Below are 12,533 nucleotides of genomic sequence, written 5' to 3'. Positions count from 1 at the left end.
AAGAAGGTAGATGTAAATTTGCAGATTCTGTTGCAGCCAGGGAAGACATGGTGAACCATCTATGCGAGTTAAGAGATGCGCCCCCTGGTACTAGGCAGCTCGCGAAACCCCGCTGTGCTGCCCCAGACATCCGCGCCCTGGCTGCGCGAAAGAAGGGCGGGACCTACCCGTGCGACGGATTCGGACGCGGGCAACCGCGACGCACCAACCTTCACAGCAACGCACCCCCGAGGAGGAGCGGTACGTCTGCTTGGGGCGGCTGGCATGGGTTCTGCGCGAGGTGGGTCTGCGGACCTCGCTCGTCTTACCGAAAGGTTGCGAGCCGTTCGTCCTGGTCGAACGGGCTTCGGGGTCTTTGCGGGTGAGGGCGACGTTTCGGGACGGGCAGTGGATCTTCACGTGGGGTCGAGGCAGGCGGCAGTGGGCGGACTTGAGCGACTCCGGTTTCCAACGGATCTGGGAGGCGGCGCGGTGACGGAGAGGTTCCTGGTCGAGACGGTGGTTCCGGGGGTGGATTGGGCGGTGCCGGTGATCCGGCACTGTGTCGGGCGCACCCTGAGGGCGGCAGAGCACCGGAACGTGGAGAACGCGGAACTCGTGGTCAGCGAGTTGACCGCCAACGCACTCCTGCACACCCACTCAGCGCGGTCGGGTGGGCTGGTCACCGTGGAGGTCAGCGCGATCAGTGACGCGCTGGTCCGGATCGAGGTGACCGATGAAGGCGCGCGAAGCGTCCCCCGTGCCCATGAGCCCGGCGACGAGGACTGTCATGGGCGGGGCCTCTGGCTGGTCGAGCAGGTATCGGCCCGGTGGGGAACACAAGCTCGGTCCCTCGGCTGGAACACAGTGTGGGCCGAAGTGCTCACGGCCGAAGACATACCGGATGCTCTGCTGAAGGTGCCGGTCGCCGAAGTGGGAGCGTGAAGTGGACGTCAGGCCGGTAGTTCGCCGGAGCCTCGGGGGATCAGGCGTACCGGGAGCAGCGGGTGCTCCGATGGTCCGGTGTCGCCGTGCATGCGGCGGAACAGCAGCTCGGCCGCCACCCGGCCCATCTGCGCCGGGTCCTGCGCCACCACCGTCACGCCCGGGACGAGCAGGTCCGCCAGTTCGAAGTCGTCGAACCCGACCAGCGCCGGCAGTCGCCCGGCCAGGGCCCGCAGCGCGGTCACGGTGAGCCTGCCGTTTCCGGTGAACAGCGCGGTGGGCGGGGCGTCCAGGGCCAGCATGCGATCGACGTCGGTGCGTACACCCGCCGGGGTGGGCGTCCGCATGGCGACGAGGCGCTCGTCGAACAGGTGCCCCAGGGCGGCGCGGAAGCCGTGCAGCCGCCGGGCGGCGGTGAAGATCGACGGCTCGTCGCCGAGGAAGGCGATCCTGGTGTGCCCGTGCGCGAGCAGGTGGCGGACCGCCAGGCCTGCCCCGCCGGCGTTGTCGGTGAGCACGGTGTCGACGTCGAGACCCGGCCCCGGCGGCCGGTCCACGAACACCGCCGGCGTGCCCGCCTCAAGCTCGGGCCGCAGGTAGGAGTGGTCCGCGCCGGCCGGCACCACGATCAGCCCGCCCACCCGCCGGGCGCAGAAGGCGCCCACCAGCTCGCGCTCCCGGACGGGATCCTCGCTGGACGAGCCGCTCAGCAGCATGCAGCCGTAGCCGGTGGTGACGTCCTCGACCGCGCGGCTCAGCACGGCGTAGAACGGGTCGGCGACGTCCTCGATGACCAGCCCGACGGTCGCGGTCCGCCCGCTGCGCAGCACGCTGGCGCTCTCGTTGCGGCTGTAGCCGAGCAGCTCGATGGCCTCGCGCACGCGTTCGGCGGTGCCCGGGTGGACGCCCGGCTCGCCGTTCACCACGCGGGACACCGTCTTGAGTGCCACGCCCGCCGCCGAGGCGACGTCCTTCATCGTCGGTCTCACCAAGCACCTGCAGCGTGGATGCCTCGTCCTTCAGAGTGGGGAGGAAACGCGGCTCGGTCGGGCACTTCTGTCCCCCGGTTCTGTCGGTGTTGATCGGTAGGTTGGTCGGCGTGTCTCGCTACCGGCTCCAGCCTTCGTCTGCCCAGGAGGCGGCACTGCTGGAGCATTGCGGGCACGCCCGGTACGTGTGGAATCTCGCGGTTGAGCAGCACGCCTGCTGGAGGCCGGGACGCAGGTCCGCGCCAGGGTTCGCTGAGCAGTGCCGCCAGCTGACCGAAGCGCGGGCGGAGAACGAGTGGCTGCGAGCCGGGTCGATCATCGTGCAGCAACAGGCGTTGAAGGACTTCGCTCAGGCGATGGCGAACTTCTTCGGCAGGACTCACCGCAGGCCGACCTGGCGCAAGCGCGGTCAGAGGGAAGGGTTTTGGATCGTCGCGGTCAAGGCCGGCGATGTCCGCCGTGTCTCCCGCAGCGTGGGCGAGGTCAAGGTGCCGAAGGTGGGGTGGGTGCGGTTCCGCTGGTCCCGCGCCGTCCCCGAGGGCGTCAAGTCGTATCGGGTCACCCGCGACCGCGCCGGGCGCTGGCATGTCGCCTTCGCCGCGATCCCGGATCCCGTCCCCGCTCCGGGCACGGGGGAGATCGTGGGTGTGGACCGCGGTGTTGCCGTGTCGGCCGCCCTGTCCACCGGGCAGCTGCTCAACGCGCCCACCCTGCGCGATGCGGAGAAAACCCGCCTGCGGCGGCTCCTGCGCAAGCTCGCCAGAGCCAAGCGGGGATCGAACCGGCGTGGCAAGGTCAAGGCCGCCATCGCCCGACTCAAGGCGCACGAGACCGACCGGCGCAAGGACCGGGCGGAGAAGACCTCCACCGATCTGGCCCGGCGCTTCGACGTGATCGCTGTCGAAGACCTGAAGATCTCCAGCATGACCCGTTCGGCGAAGGGCACCGTTGCCCAGCCCGGCCGCAACGTCCGCCAGAAAGCAGGCCTGAACCGGGGCATCCTGGCCAACGGGTGGGGCCGGCTGGTGGCGCGGCTGGAGCACAAGGCTCCCGGCCGGGTCGTGAAGATCAACCCCGCGTACACGAGTCAGCGTTGCTCGGCGTGCGGGATCGTGGATCGGCAGGCGCGCGAGAGCCAAGCCGCCTACCGGTGCCGATCCTGCGGATACGCCGCCAACGCCGACGTGAACGCGGCACGCAACATCCGACACGCGGCAGGGCATGCCGTGTCCGCGCGGGGAGGCACGCCGTTGGGTGAGCCGGTGAACCGCGAACCTCAACGCGACCTCCTCCTCATGGGGTAGCTGGCGTTGGAATCCCCCACCTTCAGGCGGGGGAGGATGTCAATCCTGGATCCTTCCTTACTCACCGACCGCCGGACAACGTTGTCACCCGCCTGTGCCAGAGTAAGTCGCTATGGCGCCGAGATCCGCACTGCTCATGGCCGGTTTTCTGCTGGCCGCACTCAACCTGCGCCCGGCGATCGCGGGCCTCTCGCCGCTGCTCGACGAGGTCATGAAAGACGTCGGCCTCACCCCGGCGGCCGGCGGCGCCATCACCACCGTCATGATCGTCTGCCTGGGGGTGTTCGGGCCGCTCGCCCCGCTCCTGGCCAGGCGGATCGGCCTGGACCGCACCCTGCTGCTCGGGCTGGTCGTGCTCGCCACCGGCATCGCCCTGCGCAGCCTGGACGGGCCCCTCATGCTCTACACGGGCGCCGCCGTCGCGGCCACGGCCATCGCGGTGATGAACGTCATCATGCCCGGCGTCGTCAAACAGCACTTCCCGGCCCGGGTGAACCTCATGACCGGCGTCTACGTCTCCGCCATCGTGAGCGGGGCCGCCATCGCCTCGGGGGCGCTCATCCCGCTGGAGCGGCTCACCGGGCTCGACTGGCGCGGCGTCTCGGCGCTGCTGGCCGTGCCCGCGCTGGCCGCCGCGCTGCTCTGGCTGCCGCAGGCGCTCCGCCGGCACACCAGGCCGCCGCGCGACGGGCCCAGCGCGTTCGGCCTGCTGCTGCGCAGCCGGGTGACCTGGTACGTGACCGCGTTCATGGGCCTGCAGTCGTTCACCTTTTACGTCATGCTCGCCTGGCTGCCGACGATCTTCCTGGAGGCGGGCATCCCGGCCGACCAGGCCGGCTACCTGCTGAGCGCGACCACCGTCGTCCAGGTGGGCGCCACGCTCGTGGTGCCGATCCTGGCCGGTCGGCGGCACTCGCAGGTCTGGTACGTGTACGTCTCGTCGGCGCTGACCGCCGCGGGCTACCTGGGCGTGCTGCTGGCTCCGGCCACGCTGCCCTGGCTGTGGATGATCGTGCTCGGGGTCGGGCAGGGGGCTTCGTTCGCGCTGGCCTTGCTGATCATCGCGCTGCGCCCGGCGAATCCGGCGCTGGTCACCGCGCTGTCCGCGGTGGCCCAGTCGGTGGGCTATCTGCTCGCCGCGCTGGGGCCGGTGCTGTTCGGGCTGCTGCGGGAGGTGTCCGGCGGCTGGTGGGCGCCGCTGGCGTTCGGGGTGGCCGTGGTGGGGGCGCAGACGGTCGCTGGCTGGTTCGCCGGACGTCCTGCTACTTTAGGTTAGGCTTACCTACAGATAGGGGACGGGGCGTGCTGACCGAGCTGCTCGACCGTATGGCCGCCGAGCGTGGCGGTGTTCTCGGCGTCGAGCCGAAGCTGGTCATCGACCCGGACGAGAGCTGGACGCCCGTCACCGAGCTGGTGCGGGAGCCGTACACACTGCTCGGGCAGTTGGTGGACGCGACCGCCGCGCGCTGGAACGCGCCGCGGCACGTCGGCGCGGCGCTGTTGTGGAAGACCTACTCCTACTGGCACACGATGCCGCTGGCGCTCGGCTGGGCGCTGGACGGGCGGATCCCGATCATGCGGCTGGCCGACACCTACTTCAAGGAGTCCGAGGCCGGGGTCACGATCGCGGCCACGGACGTGCGATGGGCCGCCGACACGGAGGCGATCGGGGACGTGCTCGCCGAGTCGCAGGCGCCGCTGGTCAAGGTGCTCAGCGCGATGGCCAAGGTGGGGGAGCGGACCCTGTGGGGCTCGACCGCCGAGGCGTTCGCGCACCCCCTGACCCAGGTCATGCCGGGCGACTACATGGCGCTGCTCAAGCGGATCGGCAAGCCCGTCGACGGGCTGGTCGAGCCCGCCGACGACGCCTACTTCCGCAGGACCTGCTGCCTGTGGGTCACCCTGCCGGACGCGCAGGCCTGCGGAAGCTGCTGCGTGCTCAGGCCACGGCGCTCCCCGTCTCCGTGAGCGCCGCCGGGTGCGTCTCCGGGAGTGCCGCCGTGGCGGCGTTGTCCATGGGTCGCAGCTCGTCGGCGTAGCTCACCGAGACGCGGCGCATGACGCCGGTGTCGTCGATGGAGTACTGACCCAGCCGCCACAGCGGCGGTGAGTAGGCGTGGATGGAGACGCTGTACTCCACCGCGCCGGTGAGCCGGTGGATGTGGTCGGGCCCGAAGGAGAACGACTGTCCCTCGCTGACCACGGTCTCCAGGTGCTCGCCGCCGATGCGCGGGTTGCACTCCAGCAGCGCGCCGCTGACGACGTGCACCGCGCCGGAGGACAGGTCGTGGTCGTGCCAGCCGGTGTCGTCCTCGGGCCGCCAGCACAGCAGCCACACGTCGATGTACGCGTCCCGGTGGAGCGAGGCGTAGTGCCTGCCGCCGTCCGCGGGGAAGTCGACCTGCTCCTGCCAGCGGGCAGGGTCGGCCGCCAGCCGGTTGACCAGATCGCGCAGCTCACGGCGGTCGAGCGTGCGTTCGGGGAGGGGGGAGCTCCCATCCTGGCTGCCGTGCTGCTCGTTCACGAACGAGTCTCCTTCCTGCCGAGTAGGCGACGTGGGTTGGTGACGCGGATGGCATGGGCCGCCGCCTGACCGAGGCCGGGGTCAGGGGCGGTGGCGTAGGGGGCGTCGGAGCCGTTGACGACCACGTCGACGCCGAGCTCGCGGACGATCGCGTCGATCGCGCGCGGGCCGTAGGAGGAGGTCTCCACGTAGCAGCTGGGATCGACCTCGCCCCGGCCGCCGCCGCCCCGGGTCATGAGCCGTTCGGAGTGCAGCGGGGCCAGCCCGGCCAGCAGGGCGAAGCAGACGCGCAGCCGGGGGTGCCGGGGCCGGACGGCGGCGTGGAAGTGGTGCCAGGCCTGGTGCATCTGCTGGACGTACGGCACCACGGCCGGCCACCAGGACGGCGCGCCCGGAGGCGTGGCGCACGGACCGGGGTGGACGAACAGCGGCAGGTCCCGGTCGGTGAGCACCTCCAGCAGCCGGTCGTCGAACGCGGCCGTCGCGGGCATCTGCAGCCCGGCCAGGCCCCGGTCCAGATCCTTGGCCAGCCGTTCCGGATCGGGCTCGCTGTGGCAGGTGGCGGCCCAGGCGCCGAACGGCTCGGGCAGCGCCAGCGAGCCGTCGTGGTAGGCGTCGATCAGCGGCCAGGCCTCGTCGGGCGGCAGCGACTCGATGCCGAGCGGGCTGGAGAGCGAGACCAGGGCCAGCTCCAGGCCCGTGGTGTCGCGTTCGTCGTGGGCCGTGGGGTCGACCTGGTAGGGCGGCTCGCCGTCGAGGAGCAACGTCCAGCCGTCCAGGCGGGGCGGCGAGGTGCGGCGGCGCAGAGCGTCGACGAACGCACCGGTCCATAGGTGCTGGTGCACGTCGATACTCATGATCACGCCTCCCCTTATTTCCTACCGACTTTATAGGTAAACCCTGTATTGTGGGAATCGATCTGGTGAACCGTTTCACTGATACGCTTCAGTGAACCGCTTCACCTGAGAGATTGTCAACGCCGCGCATCCTTATCGAGCACCCGCCCTGGCTGTCGGTGTCAGCCCATAAGGTTGTCGGATGGCTCGGAAGAGAGCGACGATTCGGGAAGTGGCCCAGGCGACCGGCCTGTCACCGGCCGCCGTCTCCTACGCGCTGCGTGGTCTGCAGGTCTCCGAGGAGACGATGGAGCGGGTCCGCGCGGCGGCGGCCGAGCTGGGTTACGAGGCCGACCCCATCGCCAGAGCGCTGGCCAGCGGCCGCACCGGCATGATCGGTCTGCTCTGCGGCTCGCTGGAGGACCTCTGGCAGCAGTCGCTCGCCGTCGGCATCAGCCGCGGCCTGCGCGAGAAGGACCGCTACGCGCTCATCCTGGACGCCGTCGGCGATCCCGCCCGCGAGCGGGTCCTCGCCCAGCAGCTCCGCGACCAGCGCGTCGACGGCATGATCGTGCAGCCGATCGACCCCGCGGCGCCCTTCTGGGCCCAGCTATGCGAGTCGCTGCCGGTGGTCGCGATCGGCGACTCCCTGCCCGGCACCGCCGGTGAGGTCATCTTCGACAACCGGCGCGGCGTCACCCTCGCCCTGGAGCACCTGCGCGCGCTCGGCCACCGCCGCATCGGCGTCCTCACCCCCACCCGGGCCAGCACGCCCGACCGCCCGGCCGACGTGCACGTCACGGCCGAGGGCGAGCGGCTCGGCCTGGACATCCGGGTCGCCACCGCCCAGCACGGCCTGGCCGCCGCCACCCAGGCGGCCCACGACCTGCTCGCCGACGGCGGGCCGAGCGCCGTCTTCTGCTTCGCCGACTCGATCGCCTATGGCGTCTACGCCGCGGCGGGCGAGCTGGGGTTGTCCATCCCCCGCGACATCTCGGTCATGGGCTACGACGCCCATCCCATGTCCGGCCTGCTCACGCCGGGTCTGTCCACCGTCGACTGGAACATCGACGGCATCGTCCGGGCCGCCGTCCGGCTGATGGCCGCCGCCGCCGACGGAGGCACCCGCCGCCGCCGGATCGTCCAGCAGCCCACCCTCCGCCAACGCGGCTCCGTCGCCGACCTGACGACCTCCTAGCCGCGCAGGTTCTGGCGGCGTTCAGGCTCAGCCTTCGGCGGCGTCCCGGCTCGCAGTGCGCCGTGGGGTCCTAGCGGTCGCGCAGGGCCTGGCGGGCTGTCTCCAGGTCGGCGGTGAGCGGGGTGTCCGGCTTCGGGCCGTGCAAGGCTCGGGTGGCGGCGGTGTGCTCGCAGGCCAGCACGATCTCCAGCGGCTCGACGCAGCGCAGGGCGTGCCGGGCGGCCTGGGTGGCGAAGCCCGCGTGATCCTCCGTGCCCAGGGAGATGACCGCCGTGCCCGTGGTGACCGGGGCGGCGAGGTGGCGCAGCTCCGCCAGGGCGTCCTGGGCCACGTACTCCAGGATGAGCGCCCCCGAGCCGCCGGGCCGATCGGCGAGGAACGGCAGCAGGCCGGTGAACCCGGGGTTCATCAGCGTCGCCAGCCGGGCCGTGCTGAGCTGCGCCACCTGGACGAGCGAGGCGCGCAGCGTGTCGAGGGCCAGGGCCACGGGGGCGGAGTGGAAGTTGCCGTTGTGCCAGGCGAGCGAGCCGGCGATGAGCGGGTTCTCCGCCGCCGCGTTGAGGTCCGTCTCGACCACCGCCTCCGCGCGGTCCAGCGCGTCCATGGCGGCGCCGTGCACCTGGGCGAAGGCACGGTAGCCGTACGGGTCCTGGACGCGCGGGCTCGGGCCCTTGGGGAGCAGGGCGCGCAGCCGGGCGGCCACGACCGCCTGCCCGGGGTGGGGACGCGCCTCCTGTACGGCCGCCGCCAGCGGCTCGGCGGAGGCGTCCACAGCCGCGAAGGAGCGGGCGGCTCCGTCGACGGCCGCGTCGAGCAGCAGGCGCAGCCGGTGACAGGCGAGCGCGGCGTCGCCGAGGGTGGCGGCGCCCGAGCTGATGAACGGCAGCGCATCGGCGTCCGCCAACGCATAGCGGGGAACGGCGGCAGGAGCAACGCCCGCGCCGGTGCCGGTGCCGGTGCCCACGCCGGTGCCCGTGCCCACGCCGGTGCCCGTGCTGGTGCCTGTGCTGGTGCCTGTGTCGGCGCTGGTGCCGGTTCCCGTTTCCGTGCCGGTGGGGGATGAGTGCCAGGGGAGTTCGCCGAGGAGGCACAGGGCGGTGGTGGACAGGGCGGTCAGGTCGCCGGTGCCGATGGCGCCGTAGGTGCGTACCGGTGGGGTGAAGCCGTCGTTGATCGCCTGGGCCAGCACCGGCAGCACGCCGGGGTCGACGCCGGAGCCGCCCGCGAGGAGCTGGTTGAGGCGGACGACCAGCATCGCCCTGGCCCGTTCCGGCTCGACCAGCGGCCCGGCGCCGCACGCGTGGCTGCGCAGCAGGGCGGCCCCGCCCTGTTCGACCGGGACGTCCTTGTTGGCGCCCACGCCGGTGCCGCGTCCGTACACGACAGTGGTGAGCCGCTGGGCGGCGGTCCACGCGGCGCGGGCCCGGTCGGTGCCGGAGATCGTGACCCGGGCCTCGCCGTGGGCGACCGCGTGCACCCGCGAGCAGGTCAGCCCGGCGCCGCCGATGTCCATGGGGCTGTCAGTCGCCGTCGGGGATGACCAGGCTGAGCAGCCAGGTGACCACGCTGATGATGATCGCGCCCAGGACTGCGCTGGGCCAGAAGTCGTCGACGTGGAAGGGGATGTCGAACTGCCCGGAGATCCAGCTGGTCAGCAGCAGCATGCCCGCGTTGATGACCAGCAGGAACAGCCCCAGGGTGAGCACGATGAGCGCGCAGCCCAGGGCTTTGACGATGGGCCTGACGATGGCGTTGACGACACCGAAGATCAACGTCACGATCAGCAGCGTCCCCCAGTATTCGGGGGAGTACGCCTTCGTGGTGATGTCGATGCCGTCGAGGAACTGGATGGCGACCCAGAGAGCAACCGCGGCTGCCAGGGTTCTGATGATGAATCTCACGCTGGATGATCCTCCCACGGTGACCGGCACTCCGATAGGGACCCTATGCGCCGGGCGATCACTTTGCGCTCTTCTGAAGTGGCTCCGTGTTTCGGACGCCCCTCGTGGGAAAGGTCGGTCCGAAGGGGAAGGAGCGAGATGGACACCACGGGTCTCGAGTCGCTGTCCGCGAGCGAGCTGCACGAACGCGCTGTGCGCTATGCCGTGCACCATGGGGATCTCGGGTTCCTGTGGAACTTGCTCAAGGTGATCCCGGCGGCCGAGGCCGCCACGGGCCGGGAGACATCCGCCGACCTCAGCCACGTCTCGGCGCTGCTCAGCGACGCCATCGCCGCCGGCGAGGGCGATCTGGGCGAAGCACTGCGACCGGTCTACCTGGAGTATCTGCGCGCCCACCCCGAGGCCTGAGCCGTACGGTCAGGCTCGCTGCCGGAGCCTGACGCTCGCCGTCGTGACCTGCGTGCCGGGCACGGCCAGCCGGGCCAGGGCGCCGCGCACGTACCTCGTGAAATGGCGTGGACCGGCCAGCACCACCTCGCGGTCGGCGATGTCGGGCACCTGGCGGCTCAGCCCGGAGGCGCTCAGCCGCTCCTTGGCCCTGGGGTCGTGCTCCTGCCCGACGACCAGCACCAGGCCGTACCTCTCCTGAAGCTCACGCAGCTCGTCGGTGATCAGCTCGGTGCGGTAGACCGCCACGGTGCTCTGGTCGCGCCCGGCCAGCAGTGTGCGCAGCGTCCCGGGCTCCAGGTCGGTGGCGATGAGCAGCGTGGCCCTGGTCCGGGCGGCGCCGCCGCCGTGGCTCCAGACCGCCATCACCGACGCCACGGCGTACACCAGCAGGGCCGTGACGGTGATGGGTGAGGGGGAGGCGGCGCTGAGGTGGTACGCGACGAGGAGCGTGCCCGCCAGATAGGCGGTGAGCCGCAGGCGTCGCCCGGCCCGCCGCGACCGCAGGCGGCCGGCGGATCTGACGACGATCACGCCGAGCGCGACCAGCAGCGCCGCGCCGGCGTAGGCGGCGGGCTGCCACGCCAGGCCGTAGCCGGGCTGGACGGCGCCGAACTCGGCGACCGCGACACCGCACCAGAAGAGCACCGGACCTTTGGAACTCGCCTCGCTACCCATGTATCGAACCATGCGCGCCGAACATGAGAGCTGTCTGAGTAAGGTCTAAAACATGGCTAACGTGCGTGTGGAGCGGACTGACGACGGCGGATTTCGGGCGACGAACGACCGTGGCGCGGAGGTGCGCCTGGGCAGCAACGCGGACGACGGTGTGTTCACGCCGGTGGAGTTGCTGCTGGCCGCCGTGGGCGGGTGCAACATCGTGACCGTGGAGCCGCTGACGGCCAAGCGCGGCCACCGGCTCGTCCGGCTCGCGATGACGGTGCAGGCGGACAAGGTCGAGTCGAACCGGCTGGGCCCGGTGACCGTGACCTACGACGTCGAACTGCCCGCGAAGGAGGCCGACGAGGTCTTCCGCGCGGTGGCGGGGCGGGTGCACGACCAGTACTGCACGGTCAGCCGCTCGCTCGCCGAGGGCACGGAGGTCCGTCTGGAGATCCCCTAGCCGCTTGGCGCTCCCTCGCTCGGCACCGGTTCAAACCGGGTGAATCGCTAACATTCCTTGGGGTTCACCGAACGGATATTCGACCGCGTTATGACACAGCCGTTGCATAGGGCTCGGTAGTGTCGAAGCAGGTCGGAAGCATGATGACCGGCCGTAAGACCTACACCGGAGCGGACGCGGAGGGGGACCGCCGTCTGCCAGTGCGGGACCGCCGTCGCTTTTGGGGGAAAGCGCCGGCCTGGACCGCCGTCGGGATCGGGGTCGGGCAGACTTTGGGGGACTGCCCGACCCCGATCTCTTTTTTCGCAGGTCCGCCTCGTATCGTACGGACACGTGACCAAAGTTCTCATCGACTGCGATCCGGGCATCGACGACGCCATGGCCCTCGCCCTCGCCGCCGGCGCCACCGGCCTCGACCTCGTCGCCATCACCACCGTCGGCGGCAACGTCGACCTCTCCCTGACCACGGCCAACGCGCTGGCGCTCAGGGAGTTCCTCGGCCTCGGGGACATCCCGGTCACGCCCGGCAGCGCCGGGGCCCTCATGCACCGCACCGTCCGCGCCGGTGACGTCCACGGCGACACCGGCCTCGGCGGGGCCGTGCTGCCGCCGCCGCTGCTCGCGGTGGCCGAGGGGCACGCGGTGGACTGCATCATCGACACCCTGCGGGCGGCGCCGGGTGAGATCACGCTGGTGGCGATCGGCCCTCTCACCAACCTCGCCCTGGCCGTACGGCGCGAGCCGCGCGTCGTCGAGTGGGCCCGCGACCTGGTGATCATGGGCGGCTCCTTCACCCGGGGCAACCACAACCCCGCCGCCGAGTTCAACATCCTCGCCGACCCGGAGGCCGCCGCGATCGTGTTCGGGGCGGGCTGGACGGTGAAGATGCTCGGCCTTGACGTGACGCTGACCGCGATGGTCACCACCGCCGAGCTGGACCGCATGCGACCCCTGGGACGGCTGGCCGAGCTGCTGGTGCCCGCCGCCCAGTTCTACGGCGAGGTGACCGAGCACGGCGGCCCGGCCATCCACGACGCCTGCGCGGTCGCGTACGTGCTGGACCCGTCCCTGGTCACGATGGTGCCCGCGGTGGTGAACGTGGAGACCGTCGGGGAGTTCACCCGGGGGATGACGGTGGTGGACTTCCAGCTGCGCGATCGCCGGCCGAACGCCCTGGTGGCCACCGCGCTGAACGTGCCGCGGTTCTGGGATCTCGTGCTGGAGGCGTACGGAAGACTGGCGGCGCGGCTGGGCGGATGAGGCCCGCGACAGTGTGCGGGCAGGGCG

14 protein-coding genes are annotated in these 12,533 nt (G+C 71.2%); 8 read left to right on the top strand and 6 right to left on the bottom strand.

Annotated features, from left to right (window positions below):
- Window positions 1-420: 420 nt before the first annotated feature.
- A complete protein-coding gene (locus tag OHA68_RS03380) occupies window positions 421-924 on the top strand; it encodes an ATP-binding protein (RefSeq protein WP_327106315.1) in 504 nt (167 codons plus the stop codon).
- Between the two features lie 8 nt (window positions 925-932).
- Here the strand turns inward: OHA68_RS03380 and OHA68_RS03375 are convergent, their stop codons facing one another.
- Entirely contained in the window at window positions 933-1,913 is a 981-nt protein-coding gene (locus tag OHA68_RS03375) for a LacI family DNA-binding transcriptional regulator (protein WP_327106314.1), read from the bottom strand.
- Between the two features lie 14 nt (window positions 1,914-1,927).
- Here OHA68_RS03375 and OHA68_RS03370 point away from each other — a divergent pair, with 14 nt between their 5' ends.
- The 3 genes from OHA68_RS03370 (at window position 1,928) to OHA68_RS03360 (ending at window position 5,185) form a co-directional block, all read left to right on the top strand.
- The gene (locus OHA68_RS03370; RefSeq protein ID WP_327106313.1) at window positions 1,928-3,217 is read left to right on the top strand and encodes an RNA-guided endonuclease InsQ/TnpB family protein; all 1,290 of its coding nucleotides are present in this window, start codon (window positions 1,928-1,930) and stop codon (window positions 3,215-3,217) included.
- Window positions 3,218-3,329: 112 nt separating this feature from the next.
- Window positions 3,330-4,493 (top strand): CynX/NimT family MFS transporter, encoded by a 1,164-nt coding sequence (locus tag OHA68_RS03365; protein ID WP_327106312.1) that lies wholly within the window; start codon window positions 3,330-3,332, stop codon window positions 4,491-4,493.
- A gap of 26 nt (window positions 4,494-4,519) precedes the next feature.
- Window positions 4,520-5,185 (top strand): hypothetical protein, encoded by a 666-nt coding sequence (locus OHA68_RS03360; RefSeq protein ID WP_327106311.1) that lies wholly within the window; start codon window positions 4,520-4,522, stop codon window positions 5,183-5,185.
- On the opposite strand, the gene OHA68_RS03355 is transcribed toward OHA68_RS03360, so the two are convergent.
- Window positions 5,157-5,741 (bottom strand): cysteine dioxygenase, encoded by a 585-nt coding sequence (locus OHA68_RS03355; RefSeq protein WP_327106310.1) that lies wholly within the window; start codon window positions 5,739-5,741, stop codon window positions 5,157-5,159. The genes OHA68_RS03360 and OHA68_RS03355 overlap by 29 nt on opposite strands.
- Window positions 5,738-6,598 (bottom strand): amidohydrolase family protein, encoded by an 861-nt coding sequence (locus OHA68_RS03350; protein WP_327106309.1) that lies wholly within the window; start codon window positions 6,596-6,598, stop codon window positions 5,738-5,740. Before OHA68_RS03350 ends, OHA68_RS03355 begins: the two co-directional genes overlap by 4 nt.
- Window positions 6,599-6,779: 181 nt before the next feature.
- Between OHA68_RS03350 and OHA68_RS03345 the strand changes: the two genes are divergently transcribed.
- Window positions 6,780-7,775 (top strand): LacI family DNA-binding transcriptional regulator, encoded by a 996-nt coding sequence (locus tag OHA68_RS03345; protein ID WP_327106308.1) that lies wholly within the window; start codon window positions 6,780-6,782, stop codon window positions 7,773-7,775.
- A gap of 70 nt (window positions 7,776-7,845) precedes the next feature.
- Here the strand turns inward: OHA68_RS03345 and OHA68_RS03340 are convergent, their stop codons facing one another.
- Both OHA68_RS03340 and OHA68_RS03335 read right to left on the bottom strand, forming a co-directional pair.
- Complete coding sequence (locus OHA68_RS03340) at window positions 7,846-9,288, bottom strand: aromatic amino acid ammonia-lyase (RefSeq protein ID WP_327106307.1); 1,443 nt, start codon at window positions 9,286-9,288, stop codon at window positions 7,846-7,848.
- 7 nt (window positions 9,289-9,295) lie between these two features.
- On the bottom strand, window positions 9,296-9,676 hold the full coding sequence (locus tag OHA68_RS03335) for a phage holin family protein (RefSeq protein ID WP_225276839.1): 381 nt from the start codon (window positions 9,674-9,676) through the stop codon (window positions 9,296-9,298).
- A gap of 138 nt (window positions 9,677-9,814) precedes the next feature.
- On the opposite strand from OHA68_RS03335, the gene OHA68_RS03330 reads away from it, so the two are divergent.
- Complete coding sequence (locus OHA68_RS03330) at window positions 9,815-10,084, top strand: hypothetical protein (protein ID WP_327106306.1); 270 nt, start codon at window positions 9,815-9,817, stop codon at window positions 10,082-10,084.
- A gap of 9 nt (window positions 10,085-10,093) precedes the next feature.
- Here the strand turns inward: OHA68_RS03330 and OHA68_RS03325 are convergent, their stop codons facing one another.
- Window positions 10,094-10,801: a ferredoxin reductase domain-containing protein gene (locus OHA68_RS03325; RefSeq protein ID WP_327106305.1), complete on the bottom strand. Its 708-nt coding sequence runs from the start codon at window positions 10,799-10,801 to the stop codon at window positions 10,094-10,096.
- 52 nt (window positions 10,802-10,853) lie between these two features.
- On the opposite strand from OHA68_RS03325, the gene OHA68_RS03320 reads away from it, so the two are divergent.
- Window positions 10,854-11,246 (top strand): OsmC family protein, encoded by a 393-nt coding sequence (locus tag OHA68_RS03320; protein WP_189136667.1) that lies wholly within the window; start codon window positions 10,854-10,856, stop codon window positions 11,244-11,246.
- Between the two features lie 333 nt (window positions 11,247-11,579).
- Window positions 11,580-12,506 carry a nucleoside hydrolase gene (locus OHA68_RS03315; RefSeq protein WP_327106304.1) on the top strand — a complete coding sequence of 309 codons (927 nt, stop codon included), beginning with the start codon at window positions 11,580-11,582 and terminating at the stop codon, window positions 12,504-12,506.
- The last annotated feature ends 27 nt before the right edge of the window (window positions 12,507-12,533 follow it).

Origin of the sequence: Nonomuraea glycinis (assembly GCF_035920485.1) — a bacterium.
Taxonomy (GTDB): Bacteria; Actinomycetota; Actinomycetes; order Streptosporangiales; family Streptosporangiaceae; genus Nonomuraea; species Nonomuraea glycinis.
The sequence above is the reverse complement of the archived record's forward strand: the minus strand, read 5'-3'. Positions and strand labels throughout refer to the sequence as shown.